Source organism: Sphingobium sp. PNB (assembly GCF_019873065.1).
Lineage (GTDB): Bacteria > Pseudomonadota > Alphaproteobacteria > Sphingomonadales > Sphingomonadaceae > Sphingobium > Sphingobium fuliginis.
On the sequence record NZ_JAINEZ010000022.1, the window covers coordinates 1 to 18,291 of the forward strand.

Annotated in this window: 16 protein-coding genes; 8 read left to right on the forward strand and 8 right to left on the reverse strand. The window is 67.6% G+C overall.

The window, feature by feature from the left end:
- Window positions 1-443, forward strand: a 443-nt coding sequence (locus K7W03_RS09800; RefSeq protein WP_222886189.1) for a hypothetical protein, incomplete at its 5' end; no start/stop codon positions are given.
- Window positions 444-447: 4 nt separating this feature from the next.
- On the opposite strand, the gene K7W03_RS09805 is transcribed toward K7W03_RS09800, so the two are convergent.
- Window positions 448-1,404: an acyltransferase family protein gene (locus tag K7W03_RS09805; RefSeq protein WP_061934879.1), complete on the reverse strand. Its 957-nt coding sequence runs from the start codon at window positions 1,402-1,404 to the stop codon at window positions 448-450.
- A gap of 117 nt (window positions 1,405-1,521) precedes the next feature.
- Between K7W03_RS09805 and K7W03_RS09810 the strand changes: the two genes are divergently transcribed.
- Complete coding sequence (locus K7W03_RS09810) at window positions 1,522-2,235, forward strand: GDSL-type esterase/lipase family protein (protein WP_222886190.1); 714 nt, start codon at window positions 1,522-1,524, stop codon at window positions 2,233-2,235.
- 96 nt (window positions 2,236-2,331) lie between these two features.
- Here the strand turns inward: K7W03_RS09810 and K7W03_RS09815 are convergent, their stop codons facing one another.
- From K7W03_RS09815 to K7W03_RS09830, 4 genes are read right to left on the reverse strand one after another with little or no spacing between them, the layout of a single operon-like run.
- Complete coding sequence (locus K7W03_RS09815) at window positions 2,332-3,129, reverse strand: inositol monophosphatase family protein (RefSeq protein ID WP_048576920.1); 798 nt, start codon at window positions 3,127-3,129, stop codon at window positions 2,332-2,334.
- On the reverse strand, window positions 3,116-4,462 hold the full coding sequence (locus K7W03_RS09820; protein WP_044660437.1) for a TldD/PmbA family protein: 1,347 nt from the start codon (window positions 4,460-4,462) through the stop codon (window positions 3,116-3,118). The genes K7W03_RS09815 and K7W03_RS09820 overlap by 14 nt, the downstream gene beginning before the upstream one ends.
- 48 nt (window positions 4,463-4,510) lie before the next feature.
- On the reverse strand, window positions 4,511-5,443 hold the full coding sequence (gene nudC / locus K7W03_RS09825; RefSeq protein ID WP_222886191.1) for an NAD(+) diphosphatase: 933 nt from the start codon (window positions 5,441-5,443) through the stop codon (window positions 4,511-4,513).
- The gene (locus tag K7W03_RS09830) at window positions 5,430-6,500 is read right to left on the reverse strand and encodes an A/G-specific adenine glycosylase (protein ID WP_222886192.1); all 1,071 of its coding nucleotides are present in this window, start codon (window positions 6,498-6,500) and stop codon (window positions 5,430-5,432) included. The genes nudC and K7W03_RS09830 overlap by 14 nt, the downstream gene beginning before the upstream one ends.
- A gap of 26 nt (window positions 6,501-6,526) precedes the next feature.
- Between K7W03_RS09830 and K7W03_RS09835 the strand changes: the two genes are divergently transcribed.
- From K7W03_RS09835 to smc, 4 genes are all read left to right on the forward strand, one after another.
- Entirely contained in the window at window positions 6,527-7,069 is a 543-nt protein-coding gene (locus K7W03_RS09835; protein ID WP_048577243.1) for a DUF721 domain-containing protein, read from the forward strand.
- A gap of 70 nt (window positions 7,070-7,139) precedes the next feature.
- Window positions 7,140-7,811 (forward strand): DsbA family protein, encoded by a 672-nt coding sequence (locus K7W03_RS09840; protein ID WP_222886193.1) that lies wholly within the window; start codon window positions 7,140-7,142, stop codon window positions 7,809-7,811.
- A 48-nt stretch (window positions 7,812-7,859) separates the two neighbouring features.
- Entirely contained in the window at window positions 7,860-8,594 is a 735-nt protein-coding gene (locus tag K7W03_RS09845) for a thioredoxin domain-containing protein (protein ID WP_044660442.1), read from the forward strand.
- Between the two features lie 80 nt (window positions 8,595-8,674).
- Complete coding sequence (smc, locus tag K7W03_RS09850; RefSeq protein WP_222886194.1) at window positions 8,675-12,118, forward strand: chromosome segregation protein SMC; 3,444 nt, start codon at window positions 8,675-8,677, stop codon at window positions 12,116-12,118.
- A 57-nt stretch (window positions 12,119-12,175) separates the two neighbouring features.
- Here smc and K7W03_RS09855 read toward each other — a convergent pair whose 3' ends face one another.
- Both K7W03_RS09855 and ubiA read right to left on the reverse strand, forming a co-directional pair.
- Window positions 12,176-13,633, reverse strand: a complete 1,458-nt coding sequence (locus K7W03_RS09855) for a phospholipase D-like domain-containing protein (protein WP_222886195.1) — start codon at window positions 13,631-13,633, stop codon at window positions 12,176-12,178.
- A complete protein-coding gene (gene ubiA / locus K7W03_RS09860) occupies window positions 13,630-14,532 on the reverse strand; it encodes a 4-hydroxybenzoate octaprenyltransferase (RefSeq protein WP_222886226.1) in 903 nt (300 codons plus the stop codon). The genes K7W03_RS09855 and ubiA overlap by 4 nt, the downstream gene beginning before the upstream one ends.
- 121 nt (window positions 14,533-14,653) lie before the next feature.
- Here ubiA and K7W03_RS09865 point away from each other — a divergent pair, with 121 nt between their 5' ends.
- A complete protein-coding gene (locus K7W03_RS09865; protein WP_222886196.1) occupies window positions 14,654-15,400 on the forward strand; it encodes a 16S rRNA (uracil(1498)-N(3))-methyltransferase in 747 nt (248 codons plus the stop codon).
- Between the two features lie 115 nt (window positions 15,401-15,515).
- Complete coding sequence (locus K7W03_RS09870; RefSeq protein WP_222886197.1) at window positions 15,516-16,889, forward strand: glutamate--cysteine ligase; 1,374 nt, start codon at window positions 15,516-15,518, stop codon at window positions 16,887-16,889.
- 96 nt (window positions 16,890-16,985) lie between these two features.
- Here K7W03_RS09870 and K7W03_RS09875 read toward each other — a convergent pair whose 3' ends face one another.
- Window positions 16,986-18,281, reverse strand: coding sequence for a methyltransferase family protein (locus tag K7W03_RS09875; protein ID WP_222886198.1), 1,296 nt, complete (start codon window positions 18,279-18,281; stop codon window positions 16,986-16,988).
- Between the last annotated feature and the right edge of the window lie 10 nt (window positions 18,282-18,291).

The window sequence follows — 18,291 nt, forward strand, 5'->3', positions numbered from 1 at the left end:
CCGGGCGCAACCGGCCGAGCGAACCTTCCGTCCCGGTAGAGGCCAAGAAGCCCACCACCCCCGTTTCCGCGCCGCCCGCTTCCGCCCCGCCCCTTTCCACGCCGGCGGAGCCGGTCGTGCCCGAACCCGTCGCCCCGGCTCCGGTCGACGCTGCGGCGCCCATCGCGGTCCCGGCGTCGCCGGCGGTCACCACAGCGTCCGGCGATGCCGACGACCTGCTGAGGTTGAAGGGTGTCGGCCCCAAGCTCAACACGCTGCTGATCGAACTGGGCGTAACGCGCTATGCCCAGATCGCCGGCTGGAGCGATGCCGACATTGCCGCCATCGATGCGAAGCTGGGCAATTTCAAGGGCCGCCCGGTGCGCGACCAGTGGATCGACCAGGCGAAATATCTCGCCGCCGGAGACGTTGCCGGTTTCGAAGCCAAATATGGCAAGATCTGAACGGTCAGGCCGGTAGGGGCGCTTTGGCCAGGGGCGGGACCGTCCCGCTCCCTTGCGGCAGGCTGCCGAACAGCAGCGGCAACAGCGTGCCGCGCGCCGTCAGGCGACATGCCAGCGCAAGCAGCAGGAGCGACAGCGCCAGCGTCGCTGCCGGGCCCACATCCGTCATGACGAGCACGCCCATGACCAGCGGGTGCCACAGGTAGAAGAACAGGCTGTCGCGCCCGATCGCATTGACCGGCGCGAAATCCAGCCGCAGGGCGGACAGCATCGGCAGCAGCGCGATCAGGCCAAGGCACATCAAAAGCCGCGCAGGCACGAAGGCCAGGACATTGTCGGCATCATAGAGGCCGGACCACCAGAGAAGGCCCAGCAGCGCGACCGCCCCGGCGATCGGCAGATAGCGTCGCGAAACCCGCCGCTCCGCCATCAGCATGCCGAAGAAGAAATAGACCAGATAGCGCAGGAAGCGGCTGTCGGGCGAAAACAGACTGTCCCCCACCGGTCCATGATGGAGGCCGAAGCCATACATGATCGCCAGGCTGATCGGCGTGCCGACCGCCAGCAGCGCCAGCGGGGAGAAGGGCAGAAGCCGCGTCAGCATGATCAGGAAGAACAATGTCGGCACATACCAGAGGTGAAAGGGCGGCCGGAACAACAGGTCGAACGGCAGGGTCCAGCGGAGCGCGGCGCCGCTCGCGATCAGGTACACCATGCCGGCAAAAAGCCAGGGCAGCAGCATCCGCCGGCCATAGCGGGACATCAGACGCTGGATACTGTCGGTGCGGATGCGGGTGACGTTGAGCAGATAGCCGGAGATGCCGACCATCAACGGCATGCGAAAACCCGACCCGACCCACAGCGCCAGATCGTGGCCGCCGGTCAGTTCCATCACGTGCCCACCCATGACGAGCAGGATCAGCACGCCTTTCAGCAGGTCGATCGACGGATTCTTGCCCACAAAAATTGCCCCGGTGCAGGAATCGGAACGATATCGTTACATTCTTGCCGGATCGTTAAGGCGCAGTAGGGAATTTCGGCTTTGCGCCGTAGAAAAAGACGCTACTTATATCCTTCGATGAAGACGCCGCTGCTGCAACGCCTCGACGCCTCGCCTTTCGCCAAATGGGGACTGGCGGCCCTCATCTTCTGCCTGATCGTCGGTAGCTGGCTGGCGGTGGGCCGATACCGTGCGGCGCATGTGACGCTGCCGGACGACGGACCCGGGCAAAGCGCCTGTTCGCTCTGGTTCGTAGGCAGTTCTTCCATGCGCCGCTGGACCAGCCTCAACCACGACATGGCGCCGTGGAAAGCGCATAACCGCGGCATCGATGATGCCACCTTTGCCGAGATCCTGCCGCGCTTCGCCAATGCGGCGCAGGACAGCAAACCCGTGGCGATCATCCTCTACGCCGGAGAGAACGACATCGCCAACGGCATTGAGGTTCGCACCGTCCTCCGCAACCTGGGGCGATTTCTGGACCTGCGCAACCGGATGATGGGTGACGTGCCGGTCGTGATATTGTCGATGAAGCCCAGTCCGGCGCGGCGGTCGATCTTCAAGAGCCAGATGCTGTTCAACGCCGCGGCGCAAGGGCTGATCGAGCGCATGCCCCTGACCTATTATGCCGACATCACGACGCCGCTGCTGAAGGATGGAAAGCTGGGCGACAATTATCGAACGGACGGCGTCCATATGAATCCCGCCGGATATGGCATCTGGGCCGGGGTGGTGCGCCAGCGACTGAACGATGTCCTGCCGGCCGAGACTGTCCGTCGCTGCGTGGCTTGATATGTGGAAGGGGGGCTGCCTCTCTGTTTTCCCCAAGCCGCCCATGCCAATGGCGGCGATTGGCCACCATCATGGTATCTCAAGCCCGGCGACGCTTCACCCGCGTCCCAATATTTCCCGTGCGCGCGGCGCCAGCCGCTCCGCTGCGGCGGCATGGATTCCTGGCGCAGCGCACAGCAAGCCGAAGGCGGTCGGCTGCGGCCGGTTGAAGGAAAAGGGATTGCTGAGCGCATCGGTGACGATCGCCCCCGCCTCCTCCGCGATCAGCGCGGCGGCGGCGACGTCCCATTCATTGCCCCATCGCACCGTGGCGACCAGATCGGCCTCGTCCGCCGCCACCATCGCCATGCGCAGCGCGATGCTGTTGGGCTTGTCGACGGTGACGAGATCGCGGTCATGGCGGGGCAACTGATCCGCCGGCACCCGTGAACCCGGCAGGACGGCCCGCGATCCGGCCTGCAAGGTCCGTCCGTTCCGGGTCGCCCCCGCGCCTGCCTGCGCTATCCACAGTTCGTTGCGCGCAGGCGCCGCCAATATGCCGAAGCGCACCGCGCCATGCTCCACCAGCGCCACCGACACCGCCCAGCCGGGCCGCCCGCGCAGATAATCCCGCGTGCCGTCGATCGGGTCGACCACCCAGACGCGCGGCAGGTTCAGCCGGTGCACGGTGTCCGCCGTCTCCTCCGACAGCCAGCCAGCCGACGGATCGATGGCGTAGAGCCGCTCGCGCAGCATCGCGTCCAGTTCCAGATCGGCCTCGCACACCGGATGGCCGGGCACCTTCTCCCACTGGCGCACGCGCGTCTCCCCGCCCGCCCAGAGCGTCAGGGCCCGGTCAGCCGCGTCCGACACGACCGCCACCACCTCGCGCAAGGAGATGTCAGCCGCCTGCAACGGTCATCCCGTCGATACGGAGGGTCGGCACGTTCATGCCATAGCGGAAGGCGAGGTCGTTGGCCGGCACCAGCGCCCGGAACATGTCCTTCAAATTGCTGGCGATGGTGATTTCCGACACGGCCTGTCCCACGGCGCCATTTTCGATCAGGAAACCCGCAGCGCCCCGGCTGTAATCGCCGGTCACGCCGTTGACGCCCATGCCGATCAATTCAGTGACATAGAGGCCGCGCTTCACGTCCGCCATCAGTTCGCCCGGCGACAGCGTGCCCGGCTCCATATGGACATTGGTGACGCCCGCGCCCGGCGCGCCGCTGCCGCCCCGGCTGGCATGGCCGGTCGGCTCCAGCCCCAATTGCCGCGCCGAAGCGCTGTCCATCAGCCAGCCGGTCAGCACGCCCCTGTCGATCAATGCGCGGCGTTCGACCGGAAGCCCCTCCCCGTCGAAGGGCCGCGAACGCAGGCCGCGCAACCGCAGCGGATCGTCGATGATCGTGATGGCCGCATCGAACAGCGCCTCGCCCAATGACTCCAGCAGGAAACTCGACCGCCGCGCAATGGCGGGGCCTACCATGCCGCCGATCAGATGCCCGACCAGGCTGGAACCGATGCGCGGGTCGAAGATCACCGGCATCACGCCGCTGCCCACCTTCACCGGATTGAGCCGCGCCACCGCCCGATGCCCGGCGCGGGTGCCGACCGTTTCGGCATCGTCCAGATCCTCGATATGTCGGACGCTGTGGCTGGCATGGTCGCGCTGCATGTCGGCGCCGGTCCCGGCCAGCACGCTCGCCCAGGTCGAATGGCTCGTCCCCGCATAGGCCCCGGCAAAGCCATGGCTGGTCGCCAGCGCCATCTGGCTCCGCCCGGTCGCCGCGCCGCCGCCTTCGCTGTTGGTGACGCCCGGCACGGCCCGCGCCGCTTCCTCGGCTATCATGGCGCGCTCCCTGAGCTGCGCCGGTTCCGGCTCGAACGGATCGGTCAGGTCCAGCGCGGGCAGCTTCTTCCTGAGCAGCCGGTCTTCAGGCGCAAGGCCCGCATAGGGGTCTTCCGGCGCCTGCCCCGCCATGGCGATGCAGCGGTCAACCAAGGTCGCCAAGGTCGCCGGATTCATGTCTGACGCCGAAATGCTGGCGGACCGGCGGCCGATGAACACGCGCAGGCCGATTTCCTCGCCTTCCGACCGCTCCACATCCTCCAACGCGCCCAGCCGCACGGATACGTTGGTCGAGGCGTTGCAGGCATAGATGGCGTCGGCCGCATCCGCCCCCGCCCGGCGCGCCGCCGTCACCAGATCCTGCGCGCGGGACTGGGCTTCTTCTAGGCTGAGCATGGACTGTGTCGATTCCTGTAAGGGGATATGCAGGGCGAAGGGGCGGCCTTACGCGCTTGGGCCATGGTCGGCAACCTGCCCTTCCGGTCGCTCATCCAGCCAGTGCCGCAGCAGATGCCAGGCGACCGCCATCGGCGGCGGCGCGATGAAGGGCGCGTCCTCCTCGCCAGCCATCGCGGCACGAACGCCAGCCTCGTCGCACCAGAAGGCATGTTCGATCTCATTTTCATCGATCTTCAGCGCGTCGTCATCGGCCTCCGCCGTGCAGGCGATCATGAGCGAAGAGGGGAAGGGCCAGGGCTGGCTCGTCACATAGCGGACTGAGTGAGTGGCGACGCCCGCTTCCTCCTTGATCTCCCGGATGACGGCTTCCTCCAGCGTTTCGCCCGGCTCGACGAAGCCGGCCAGCGCCGAATAGCGCCCCGCCGGCCAGCTATGCTGCCGCCCCAGCAACACTCGCCCGCGATGTTCGGCCAGCATGATCACCACCGGATCGACGCGGGGGAAATGCTCGGCCCGGCACGACCCGCATTGCCGCGACCAGCCCGCCTTGACCGGCGCCGTGCGCTGCCCGCACACCGAACAGAAGCGATGCCGCGCATGCCAGGCCAGCAGGCTGCGCGCCGCACCGTACAGGGCAACCTCATGCCCCGGCACCTCGTCCGCCAGCGCACGGCTGCGCGGCGTGGCGAAGAAGCTGTCCGGCGCATCCGCCAGCAGTTCCGCGAAGATCGGCCGCTGCTGCTCATCCACGCCCAGCAGCGCATGATGCTCGACCCAGGCATCGTCCGGCAGCGGCTCCATCACCAGATGCCCGCCCTCGACCACCGGCTCCAGCCCTTCCAGCACGACGCGGCGCGCCAGCGGCGAGGCAAAGGCCTCCGCCAGCAAAGCGGGATTGGTGCGGACATGGTCGACCCGGTCCAGCCGTCCCCCGCCAAAGGCCACGAGCCGCGAATAGGGGGCGCTAGAGCCGTGCATCGTCCATTCTCTCCTTCATCGCTGCCTCGGCGGCGCGAGCGAACAGGGTCGGCAGGCCCGCCTTCCCGATGTCCGCCACGGGCCACCATTCGCCCTCGCCGGGCGGCGTCACGTCCGGCCCCACATGGGCATGGTGCACCGTCAATGCGAGGGAGAAATGGGTAAAAACATGCGCGACCGGCTCGGCCACCCGCCGCCACGACGCGGCAAGCGGCGGCGTCGCGTCGGGCGCATCGTTCCACTCGGAGGAAGGCAGCGCCCGCATGCCCCCCAGCATGCCCTTGTCTGGCCGCCGCACCAGCCAGACATGTCCGTCGGACCGCTCGATCCACCAGCCATGGCCCAAGCGGTGCGGCTTGGCCTTCTTCGCCGCCTTGACCGGGAAAGCGGCGGGATCGGCGGTGCGGAAAGCCGCGCAATCCTCCCGCAAGGGGCAAATGCCGCAGGCGGGGTTGCGCGCCGTGCAGATGGTCGCGCCCAGGTCCATCATCGCCTGCGCGAAGTCCCCGGCGCGGGCATCGGGCGTGATCGCGTCGGTCGCGGCGCGAATCTCCGGGCGCGCCGCAGGCAAGGGCGTGGCGATGGCGAAAAGCCGCGCCACCACCCGCTCGACATTGGCGTCGACCACCACGGCGCGCCGCCCGAAGGCGATCGCCGCCACCGCCGCCGCCGTATAGGCGCCTACGCCCGGCAGGGCGCGCAGGCCCTCTTCGGTATCGGGAAACACCCCGCCATGGTCGTTCGCCACCGCCCGGGCGCAGGCCAGCAGATTGCGGGCGCGGGCATAATAGCCCAGCCCTGCCCAGGCAGCCATGACCTCGGCATCCTGTTCCGCCGCCAAAGCCGCCACATCGGGCCAGCGCTGCGTGAATTTCGCGAAATAGGGCCCGACCGCCGCCACGGTGGTCTGCTGGAGCATCACCTCCGACAGCCAGACGCGATAGGGATCGGCGGCATTGGCCCCCGGCGGGGCGCGCCAGGGCAGTCTGCGCGCATGCACATCGTAATGAGCGAGCAGATCGGATGCTATTTTCTGGATGTTACCCTCGACGCGCATGCCGCCCCTATGCCATTAAGCGAGGCATGACGGAACGCCCCCCGACTCCCAAAATGAAAAGCCGCAAGTCGGATGCGGAAGACCGCCCGCGCATCGGCGCGCCGCGCCGGATCGCGGACCTGATGCCCGCCATCGGCGCGGCCGCCTTCCGCAAGTTCGGCTTCGTCCAGTCCAGCATCGTCACCCGCTGGGCGGAGATCGTCGGCCCGCATTATGCGGCGATCAGCGAACCCGAATCGATCCGCTTCCCGGCCGGCAAGAAGGCGGGCGGCACATTGCAGCTCACCGTCATGAGCGGCCATGCGCCGATGATCCAGCATGTGCTGCCCGACATTGTCGAACGGGTGAACCGCTTCTTCGGCTATGCCGCCGTCGCCCGGGTGGCGATGAAACAGGGGATGGTCCAGGCAAGGGAACCGGAACGCCGCCCCCCGCCGGTCAACCTCAAACCCATTCCGGTCGAGCTGGGCGATTCCCTGCGCGACATTGGCGATCCGGAACTGCGCGCGGTGCTGGAATCCCTGGCGCAAGGGCTGGCCAACAGCAGCGGTTTGCCCAAGATCAGCTAGTATCGCAGTTGAGCAGTTCAAACATGACAACCTCAGCCGTGACAGGGGCGGCGCATCACTGGACCAGCGCATGACGAAAATCCGTTTGGCTTTCCTCGCCCTGCTCGCCATTTCCGCGAGCGCATCCCTGTCCGCATGGGCCGCCCCGGCCGCCGACTGGCTGGGCCGGATCGCCCTCTCTCCCATGGGCGGCCATGTGCTGGGCAATCCCGCCGCGCCGACGAAGCTGGTCGAATATGTCAGCTACACCTGCTCGCACTGCGCCCATTTCGTGGGAGAGGCCAGCGAGCCGCTTCGCGCCCGTTATGTGAAGGGCGGCACGCTGAGCGTCGAAGTGCGCAACGCGGTGCGCGACCGATATGACCTGACCGCCGCCCTGCTTGCCCGCTGCGGCGGCCCGAGGCGCTTCTTCGGCAATCATGAGGCGCTGTTCGCCAATCAGGATGCCTGGATGGAAAAGCTCCAGGCCTATGAAAAGGACGCCGCCAAGCCCGCCGACCAGAAGGCCGCCCTGCGCGACATAGGGCAGAAGACCGGCCTCTACGCCCTGATGACGAAGCGCGGCTACAAGCCCGCCCAGCTCGACGCCTGCATCAACGATCCCGCATCGATGAAGCAGGTCCTCGCCATGACGGACGAAGCCTGGAACAAGCTGCGGATCGGCGGCACGCCTGCCTTCACGCTGAACGGCACGCTGGTTCATGGATCGGACTGGACGCGGTTGCAGGCTGCATTGCCCTGATCTAAACCCTTCGACGACAACGCCCGACGATACGGAGCCCAGAACAACGTGAAAGCCCTTTCCGGACTTGCCCTGATCGCCCTCAGCCTGACCGTCGCCGCCTGCGGCAAGAAGGAAGGAGGCAGCGCCACCTCCGCCGAACCGGTCGCCGCCGTCGCCGCGCCGGCCGGCACCAAATGGTCGGAGACGATCGCCACGACGCCCGACGGCCATTTCGTCATGGGCAATCCCAATGCGAAGGTGAAGCTGGTCGAATATGGCTCCTACACCTGTTCGCACTGCCGCGACTTCGCCGCCGAATCGGCCGAGGAGATCAGGCAGATCGTCGATTCCGGCAAGATGAGCTTCGAATTCCGCAACTATGTGCGCGATCCGATCGACATTTCGACGGCGCTGCTGGCCCGTTGCGGCGGCAAGGACATCTTCTATCCGCTGTCCGACCAGTTCTTCGCCAACCAGAACGCCATGTTCGAAAAGGCGCAGGCGCTGGGCGACGAAAGGTACAAGGCGCTAATGAGCGCGCCCCCGGCCCAGCGCTTCGGCCAACTGGCGGCCGCCGTCGGCCTGGTCGACTTCGCCAAGCAGCGCGGCATATCGGAAGATCAGGCGAAGCAATGCCTGGCCGACACCGCCGCCGCCGAAAAGCTGGCCAAGGGCGTAGAGGACGCCAATCAGCAATATAAGATCGAGGGCACGCCGACCTTCATCCTGAACGGCGTGACGGTGGAGAACACCGCCGCCTGGCCCGCGCTGCGCACGAAGCTCAAGGAAGCGGGGATCTGATTGGACAAGGGGGGGCTGACATCGTCGGTCCGGCTTCCTGCTGATGGCGGGGCGGCTCCGCGCTGCCCCGATCTTGCACGATGCAGATAAAGCGCCTCAAGCTCTCCGGCTTCAAGAGCTTCGTCGACCCGACGGAGCTGCGCATCGAACCCGGCCTGACCGGCATTGTCGGGCCCAATGGCTGCGGCAAGTCGAACCTGCTGGAGGCGATCCGCTGGGTCATGGGCGAATCCAGCGCCAAGTCGATGCGCGGCGGCGGCATGGAGGATGTGATCTTCGCGGGCACCTCCACCCGCCCGCAGCGCGATTTCGCGGAAGTCTCGCTGCTCACCATCCAGGAACAGGGTGAGCTATTCAACGCGGTGGAAGTCGGTACGGACGGGGAACTGGAAGTCACCCGCCGGATCGAGCGCGGGGCGGGCAGCGCCTATCGCGCGAATGGCCGCGACGTCCGGGCGAAGGACGTGTCGCTGATCTTCGCGGACGCCGCCACCGGCCCGCATAGCCCCGCTCTGGTCAGCCAGGGGCGCATCGCCGCCGTGATCGCCGCCCGCCCGCAGGAACGCCGCGCCATGCTGGAGGAAGCGGCGGGCATTTCCGGCCTGCACGTCCGGCGCAAGGACGCCGAACAGAAGCTGCGCGCCGCCGAAGCGAATCTGATGCGGCTGGACGAAATCCTGTCCGACATGGACGCCCGCGCCAACAGCCTGCGGCGTCAGGCCAAGGCGGCGGAGCGCTATATCCGCCTGTCGGAGCAGATCCGCATTGCCGAGGCGCGGGTGATCTTCGCCCGCTGGCGCGAGGCCGCCGCCAGCGCGGACGCCGCCCGTGCCGAAGCCAAGCAGGCCGAAAGCGCCGTCGCCGCCGCGCAGGAGGCGCAGCAGGCCGCAGCCGTCCATGCCAATGCCGCCGTCGAAACGCTTGCGCAAAGACGCGCCGCCGCCCAGGCCGCCCGCGACGCCGCGAGCGAAGCAGGCCACAAGCTCGCCGCGCTGCGCACCGAGCGCGACGGCGTGGTCCGCCGCCTCCACGACCTCGCCCAGCAGGCCGCACGGCTGGAAGAGGACAGGGAGCGGGAAGGCACGCTCGCCAACGACGCAGCGGAGGCCATTGCCCGCCTCGCTGGCGAGATCGCCGCGCTCAAGGCGCGCATCGCCGAAACCGAAGCGATGCGTCCAGATTTCGCCGGGCGCATCGCCCGCGCGGAGGATACCGCCCGCGACGCCGAACTCGATCTTGCCAAGGCGATGGCGAAGCAGGCGGGCGAGCAGGCGGAACTGCGCGTGGCAGAGGCTGCGCTGGCCGCTGCGCGCACCCGCCTCGACCGCGCCTCCCGTGAGGCGCAGCGGCTGGAAGCCGAAGCCGCCGCGCTACCCGACCCAGCGCCGCTGGAAGGGAAAAGGGCCGAAGCGATCGCCGCCCAGCAGCAGGCCGGCACGGACCGCGACGCCGCCGACGCCGCGATCCGCTCCGCCGAGACCAGCCGTGCCGAAGCGGCCGAGGCCCGTGCCGCCGCCGAAGCCGCCCTGTCCTCCGCCCGCGCCACCCTTGCCGCGCTCGACAGCGAAGCCGCTGCGCTCCAGCGCGCCGTCGACAGCGGCACAGGCAACCGCAGCCGCGCGCTCGACCGGCTGAAGGCGGCGCCCGGCTATGAACGCGCGCTCGCGGCGGCGCTGGGGGACGATCTGGAAGCGCCCATCGCGACCGAAGGCAAGCGGCGCTGGGCCGGCGCCGCCGCGCTCGCCGGCGACCCGCCCTTGCCCGAAGGCTGCGCCGCCCTCTCCGCCCATGTCACCGCCCCGCCCGAACTCGCCCGCCGTCTGGCGCAGGTCGCGGTCGCGGACGGCGACGAAGGCCAGGTCCTTGCGGTCGGCCAGCGTCTCGTCACCAGGGACGGACAGCTTCGCCGCTGGGACGGCTATGTCGCCATCGAGGGTGGCGCCGCCGCCGCCGAACGGCTGATCCGGCTCAATCGCCTCGAAGCCATTGCCGCCGCCCGGCCTGCCGCCGAAGCCGAGGTCGAGACGGCCCGCGCCGCGCAGGACGCCGCCTCGATGCGCGAGCGGGAGGCGGCCCAGACGCTGGCCGCCGGCCGCACCCAGCTTGCCGATGCGGACCAGCGGCTGCGCACCGCCCTGCGGGCCGCCGATGAAGCCGCCACCGCGCTCGAACGGCTGATCGGGCGCCGCGAGGCGATAGAGGAGCGGTTGAGCGAAGCCCGCAGCGACCTCGCCGCAGCGCAGGCCGAGCATGACAAGGCGCAGGCCGGCCGCGCCGCCATGCCCGATGGCGAGGAAACCCGCGCCCAGGTCGCCACGCTGCAACAGGCGAGCGAGAAGGCACGGCTCGCCGTCAGCCAGCTACAGGCCGATCAGGCGCTAGCCGATCGCGCGCTCGCCAGCGACCGCGAACGCATGGCCGCCGCCGATGCGGAGGCCAAGGGGTGGCGCGCCCGTGCCGGCGAAGCGGCCAAGCGCATCGCCGCCATGGTCGAGCGTGGCGAGGGCATAGCGAAGGAACGGGCCGAGATCGCGGACCAGCCGGACGGTCTGGCCGCCGCCATCGCCATGTTGAGCGAGCAGGGCGACACATTGACGCAGGCCGCGGACGCCGCCCGCCGCGAGGAAAGCGAAGCCGAAGCCGCGCTCCGCGCCGCCGAACAGCGCGCGGCGCAGGCGGGCGAAGCGCTCGCCAACGCCCGCGAGGCCCGCGCCACCGCCGCCGCGCGTGCCGAGGCGGCGGATGAGAAGCGGGTCGAAACCAACCGCCTCTCCGGTGAACGCTTCGAGTGCCCGCCACCGGTCCTGCCGGAGAAACTGGGTTTCGCCAGCGCCGACATCCGCATCGCCCAGAGCGAGCAGGCCGAGCATGACCGGCTCGTCACCGAACGCGAGCGCATCGGCCCGGTCAACCTCGTCGCCGCGCAGGAACTGGAGGAGCTGGAGGCCACACAGGCCAACAGCCGCGCCGAAAGCGAGGAACTGACCCAGGCGATCAACCGCCTGCGCGGCTCCATCGGCAGTTTGAACAGGGAGGGGCGGCAGCGCCTGCTCGCCGCGTTCGAGGCGGTGGACGGTCATTTCCGCCGCCTGTTCACCACCCTGTTCAACGGCGGCCAGGCGCATCTGGAACTGATCGACAGCGACGATCCGCTGGAAGCGGGGCTGGAGATCATGGCCCAGCCGCCGGGCAAGAAGCTCGCCGCCTTGACGCTCCTTTCCGGCGGCGAGCAGGCGCTGACCGCCGTCGCCCTGATCTTCGGGCTGTTCCTGACGAACCCCGCGCCGATCTGCGTCCTGGATGAAGTCGACGCGCCGCTGGACGACGCCAATGTCGAGCGTTTCTGCGACCTGCTCGACGCCATGGTGGGGCAGACCGACACGCGATACCTGATCGTCAGCCATAATGCGGTGACGATGGCGCGCATGCACCGGCTGTTCGGCGTAACGATGGTGGAACGGGGCGTCAGTCGGCTGGTTTCGGTCAATCTGGGCGGCGCGGAGGCACTTCTGGCGGCGGAATAGCTGATCCTATTTTCGTAACCGTCATTCCCGCGGAATCGGGAATGACGGAAAAGAGAGCTACCCCCCCTCCATCCATCCCCGCATCCGGCGGAAAAGTCCGCGCTCCGTGATCGGCTCCAGCATCTCGCCCGGTCCTTCCGGATCGAGCACCTCATGATCCGCCAGCCAGGCCTGCACGTCGTTCAGGTCAGGCGTCACATAGGGCCGCAAGGTCCGTCCCGGCCTGTCGCGCAGCTGTTCGATGGCCGCGATCAGCCCACGCTCGGCAATCACCGCCGCCACGCGCTCGACCGGCAGGTCGAGATGCTCCGCGACCAGATCGTCGCGAATGCCCCGGATCGCATCCTCGCGCCCCGCATTGGCGGGCAGCGCGGAATCGATCGTCACGTCGCATTCGGTGTCCAGCCGCATCGAGCGGTTGTTCATGTTGGACGACCCGACGCGCAGTACCCGATCGTCGACGATCAGTATCTTGGCATGGACATAGATCGGTTCCCCCCGCGCGGTGAAGGGATGATAGAGCCGGAACCGGCCATGGACGTCCCGAGCCTTCAGCGCCTCGAACAGCCGGGCGCGGGCCGTGTCCATCGCCTGCTGCTCCAGCCAGCCATCGGCCTGTTCCGGGTTGACGATGACGATTTCCGGCCCGTTCTCTTCCGCCAGCCGCGCCGCAATCGCCTCGGCAATGCGGCGGGAGGCGAAATATTGGCTCTCCGCGTAGATATACCGCCGCGCCGACGCGATCTGGTTCACATAGAGCCGCTCGATCTCGATCAGCGGCTCCTGATCCTCCATCTCCGGCGCAGAGCGGGATATGGCGATGTCGACATCCTCGAACTGCACCGGCAACGCATCGGGCCAGCAATCCTGCTCGCCCTCGACCGGCGCCAGTTCCCCGCCGCCCGCACCCGTCCACCGCGCCCGCGCATGCTGGCCCAGCGCCGCGGCCACGGGTCCCTGCAAGGCGGTCGTCGCGTCATGCCAGGGGCCATAGGGAGAGCCGTCCGGGTGCCGCCGCCATGGCTCCTCATCACGGTGATGCCGCGTGTCCCAGCGGTCGGCCGTCATGTCGATCCCGCCGCAAAAGGCGAAGCAATCGTCGATCACCACGATCTTCTGATGGTGGGAGGCGGCGGTCGGATGATGGCTGTCCAGCTTCACGGTAATGCGCGAATTGGCCATCCAGCGGACCGTGGTGAACAGGTTGGACGGACGCACCATGGACTTCATCGCCCCGACATCCCAGCGCAGCAGGAATATCTCCAGTTCCGGGGTCCGCTCCACCAGCCAGCTTATGAAATCCCCGATCACCGTGGGCGCGCCATCGCTCGCCTCATCCTCCCGGATCAGCGTGATCGCGGCATCGAAGTCCCAGCCGATCAGCATGATCCGCTGCTTCGCCTTCATCATCGCGGCGCGGGCATGGCGGAAATAGGCATCCGCATCGATGATCACGCTGGCCTTCAGCGCCCGCGCGATCCGCCAGCAATCCTCTCCCTCGCGCGGACCGTTCATGCGCTCCCCACCACCAGACAGCCCAGGAACATCAACAGCCCCGCAAAGCGATTGGAGCGGAATTTGGCCAAGGGATCGATGCCGTCCTCCTTCAACGTCGCGACCTGCCATCCCAGATGCGCCGCCATCGGCAGCAACGCCGCCAACGCCAGACCCTGCGGCCGGACCTGCCAGATCGCGCCGCCCCACAGCGCCAGCGCGAGCGCATAGCACAGCGCCACGCCCGCCCGCACATGCCTGCCCATGGACAGGGCGCTCGACCCGATGCCGATCAGCGCGTCGTCCTCCCGATCCTGCAAGGCATAGATGGTGTCATAGCCCACCACCCAGACGATGCAGCCGCCATAGAGCAACAACCCCGGCAGGGCGAGGGTTCCCGCCACCTCGCTCCACCCGACCAGCGCGGCCCAGGAAAAGACCAGCCCCAGCCATATTTGCGGCCAGCCGGTGATCCGCTTCATGAAGGGATAGGCCGCCACCAGCGCCAGCGAGCCCAAGGCGACGATCTGCGCATAGGGATGCAGTTGGAGCAGCACCGCCAGCCCGACCAGGCAGAGGGACAGCAGCCATATCCACGCCGTCCTCAGCGACACCGCTCCACTCGCCAGCGGGCGCGACGCGGTACGCGCCACCTGCCGGTCGAGGTCGCGGTCGACGATGTCGTTGAACACGCATCCCGCGCCCCGCATGGCGATGCTGCCCAGCAACAGCCAGAGGATCAGCGGCCAGTGCGCCCACGCGCGCCCCGCTAGCGCCACCGCCCAGGCCCCCGGCCAGAACAGCAGCCACCAGCCGATCGGCCTGTCGAACCGCGCCAGCAAGGCAAGCGCGCGGGGAATGTCCGGCAATCGCGCCACCAATCCGCGCGCTTCGCTGTCGGGAACGATGCTACTTGCCACACTCACTCCGTTCGCCCTGTTTGACCGAGTCCCTTGCCTCGTTCAAATGTCGAAGGGCTCACTTGCTCTTTAGAGAAGAAAAGGGCTTCGACAAGCTCAGCCCGAACGGAGTTCGAACCGAATGACCGCAACCCCCGCCTGGCCGCCGCAAAGCGTCCCGCGCCTCCATGTCGAAACCCTGCTTGGCGAGGGCGTTTCCGTGCCCGTCGACGGCAACCCGGCCCATTACCTCATCAGCGTCATGCGGGTGAAGCCGGACGACATCGTCCTGCTGTTCGACGGCCGCTCGGGCGAATGGGCGGCCCGGGCCCGCGACATCCGCCGGCGCGACCTGGTGCTGGAGGTCGTCAGCCAGACCAGGCCGCCGGAGGACGTCCCCGATTTCTGGCTCTGCTGCGCGCCGATCAGGAAGGGCCGCATCGACCTGATCGCGGAAAAGACCTGCGAATTGGGGGTGGCGCGGCTGCAGCCCGTGCTTACCCGCCGCGCCGTGGTGGACCGGCTCAATCTGGATCGCCTGCACGCCCATCTGGTGGAGGCGGCCGAACAATGCGGCCGCACCGCGCTTCCCGACCTTGGGGAGATGGTGAAGCTCGATGCGCTGCTTCGGGATTGGCGCGACGATCGCTGGCTTTTCTTCGCGGACGAGACCGGCGGCGAACCGCTGGCCGAGACGCTCAAGGCCCATCCCGGCCCCGCGGCCTTCCTGATCGGCCCCGAGGGCGGCTTCGACCCCGCCGAACGCGAAGCGATCCGCGCGCACCGCCAATCCGTGGCCGTCTCGCTCGGCCCCCGCATCCTGCGCGCCGAAACCGCCGCCATCGCCGCGACGACTGCATGGATGACGATCAACGGGGACTGGCGATAAGGGTATCCCAACATCGTTTTCTTCCGCAACCGGATTGAAGCCGTCATCAACGCAGCTTATTTGAGCGCCGAACGTTGCGGCTTTGACGCAACCGGGGGAAAGATTAAGGCGGGGCATGAGCACCAGAACCGACTCAGGGGGGACCGATCCCATCATCGAGAGCCGCGACCAGTTGATCGCGGCCTTCGCCAAGGGCGCCAAGCCCAAGGATCGCTGGCGCATCGGCACGGAGCATGAGAAATTCGTCTATGCCAAGGCGGATTTCCATGCGCCCAGCTATGATGAGCTCGGCGGCATCCACACGTTGCTGATCGGCCTTACCCGCTATGGCTGGAACCCGGTGTTCGAGGGGGAGAATATCATCGCCCTCTCCGGCACCGACGGCACCATCAGCCTGGAACCGGCGGGGCAGCTCGAACTGTCGGGCGCGCCGCTGGAAAATCTGCACCAGACCTGCGCGGAGACCAGCCGGCACCTGGAACAGGTCAAATATGTCGGCGACATGCTGGGCCTGGGTTTCCTGGGCCTGGGTATGTGGCCGGACAAGACGCGCGAAGAACTGCCCATCATGCCCAAGGGCCGCTACGACATCATGCTGCGCCACATGCCGCGCGTCGGGACGATGGGCCTCGACATGATGCTGCGCACCTGCACCATCCAGACCAACCTCGACTATGGCAGCGAGGCGGACATGGTGAAGAAGTTCCGCGTCTCGCTGGCCCTGCAACCTCTGGCGACCGCCTTGTTCGCCAATTCGCCCTTCACCGAAGGCAAGCCCAACGGCTTCCTCTCCTATCGCAGCCATATCTGGTCGGACACCGACCCCGGCCGCACCGGCATGCTGCCCTTCGTGTTCGAGGACGGCTTCGGCTATGAACGCTATGCCGACTATGCGCTCGATGTGCCGATGTATTTCGTCTATCGCGACGGCCGCTATATCGACGCGGCGGGCCAGAGCTTCCGCGACTTCCTGAACGGCGAACTGCCCGCCCTGCCCGGCGAGAAGCCGACCGAGAAGGATTGGGAGGATCATCTTTCCACCGCCTTCCCGGAGGTGCGGATGAAGAGCTTCCTCGAAATGCGCGGCGCGGACGGCGGGCCGTGGAACCGCATCTGCGCGCTGCCGGCGCTGTGGGTCGGGCTGCTCTATGACGAGGGCGCGCTGGACGCCGCCTGGGATCTGGTCAAGGACTGGAGCATGGAGGAACGGCAGGTTCTGCGCGATTCCGTGCCGAAACTGGCGCTGGATGCCCCCATCGGCGGCAATCGCAAGCTGCGCGACATAGCGGGCGAAGTGCTCGACATCGCCCGCAGCGGCCTTTCCGCCCGCGCCCGGCTCAATGCGTCGGGCGACAATGAAAGCGGCTTCCTCGCCCCGCTGGACGAGATCGTGGCGTCGGGCCGGACCCATGCCGAACGCCTCCTCGCCCGCTATCATGAGGAATGGAAGGGCGACCTCAGCCAAATCTACGCTGAAGAAAGCTTCTAGGCGGGATTGGCGGGATGCTGGAGAACGACGGCATCCCCCATTCGTCATGCTGAACTCGTTCAGCATGACGGGCCTTCGAATGCAGGAAACGAACAGCTATTCGGCAGGCTGAACCGCGCTCAAAGGCTTCCGCCCCGCTGCCCACGCAAAAAAGCGCGGCACTACACCATTGCGCGCCATCCACTCGCTATAGGCCCGATATTCCGGATCGGCGCTCAAATGCGCTTCCTCGGTCTTCGCACGCCAATAATAGACTGCGTTGGTCACGCCCAGCAGCGCGCAGTTCCGCACCGCATCGGTCAAACTCCCCGACAGGCTCAAAAAAGGCAGGGCTGAAAACCACCAGAACAGATTCTTCGACAGATAGGCCGGATGCCGCGTCCAGCGATAGGGGCCATGCGTCAGAATGCCGCGATGCGTCAGGTTGGAAAAGCGCAGCCCGAAGGCGACCGTCGCCCAGGCGTAGATGGCCGTCAGCAATACCAGCCATCCGCCCAGCAGCCATTGCAGGACGCCATGCCCCCGCGTCCAGACATCCCATTCCGCCCCGCCCGCATGATAATCGAGCGGGCCGCCATTGCCCATCAGCACGAAGGGCGGATAGCAGATCAACGCCGCCACCCACCCGGCCAGCAGCGGATTGGCCGTGCGGATATGCGAATCCAGCGGCTTGCAGGTCAGCATATAGCCGACCGTCGCCATGCAGACGTCGATCATGAACATGACCGCGATCAGGAAGCTTGCCAGAGCCACCGGATGGCTGACCGCATCCTCGATCCGCCATTCGACCACGCTGGCGAAATTGCCGGGCACGATCGACAGCATGAAAGCAAGGAAGAAGCCCTTCACCGCCCAGGCCCGGGCATGATGGGCGACCTCGGCCCTGTCCGCAGCGCCGGCGGCCCCGCCGATCACCCATTGACCGAAGGCATAGCCTGCGTCCCTGGGCTCGATCAGTCGCCGGTCCAGCCAGATCACATAGGGCACCGATGCCGCCAGCAGCCAGGGCGCCGCGCCCATCAGCACATTCATGGAAAGGCGATAATCCCCGCTCCAGTACCAGCGGGCGATGCAATAGAAGACCGCTATGGCAAGCCAGGTCGCCCACAGGCCGGCGATCTTGACGATGCTGACATCCAGCACCGCCCGCCACGGCCGCGCAGGCGCGGTCCAGTCGATCCCCGTGGATGCGCGGCGATGCACCTTGTCGACCAGCAGCGACCACGACACCATCGGCAGGCCGCAGGCGACGACCGCGGCAAAACCCGCATTCGGCCCGTTCATCCCATAATGGCGCGCGACCAGCGTCCAAAGCCCCAGCCCGACCAGCCCGGCCACGCCAACACCGTGGCTGACGGCGGACTTCGGACAGGGATCGGCTTTGTCGCTCATGCCGCGGACC

What these genes read in the sequence shown, in the direction of transcription:
- nudC (WP_222886191.1), bottom strand. Translation starts at nt 5,443, where the DNA reads ATGCACGGCTCTAGCGCCCCCTATTCGCGGCTCGTGGCCTTTGGCGGG.
- K7W03_RS09820 (WP_044660437.1), bottom strand. Translation starts at nt 4,462, where the DNA reads ATGCTCAGCCTAGAAGAAGCCCAGTCCCGCGCGCAGGATCTGGTGACG.
- K7W03_RS09870 (WP_222886197.1), top strand. Translation starts at nt 15,516, where the DNA reads ATGAGCACCAGAACCGACTCAGGGGGGACCGATCCCATCATCGAGAGC.
- K7W03_RS09865 (WP_222886196.1), top strand. Translation starts at nt 14,654, where the DNA reads ATGACCGCAACCCCCGCCTGGCCGCCGCAAAGCGTCCCGCGCCTCCAT.
- K7W03_RS09875 (WP_222886198.1), bottom strand. Translation starts at nt 18,281, where the DNA reads ATGAGCGACAAAGCCGATCCCTGTCCGAAGTCCGCCGTCAGCCACGGT.
- K7W03_RS09855 (WP_222886195.1), bottom strand. Translation starts at nt 13,633, where the DNA reads ATGAACGGTCCGCGCGAGGGAGAGGATTGCTGGCGGATCGCGCGGGCG.
- K7W03_RS09830 (WP_222886192.1), bottom strand. Translation starts at nt 6,500, where the DNA reads ATGCGCGTCGAGGGTAACATCCAGAAAATAGCATCCGATCTGCTCGCT.
- smc (WP_222886194.1), top strand. Translation starts at nt 8,675, where the DNA reads ATGCAGATAAAGCGCCTCAAGCTCTCCGGCTTCAAGAGCTTCGTCGAC.
- K7W03_RS09810 (WP_222886190.1), top strand. Translation starts at nt 1,522, where the DNA reads ATGAAGACGCCGCTGCTGCAACGCCTCGACGCCTCGCCTTTCGCCAAA.
- K7W03_RS09840 (WP_222886193.1), top strand. Translation starts at nt 7,140, where the DNA reads ATGACGAAAATCCGTTTGGCTTTCCTCGCCCTGCTCGCCATTTCCGCG.
- K7W03_RS09835 (WP_048577243.1), top strand. Translation starts at nt 6,527, where the DNA reads ATGACGGAACGCCCCCCGACTCCCAAAATGAAAAGCCGCAAGTCGGAT.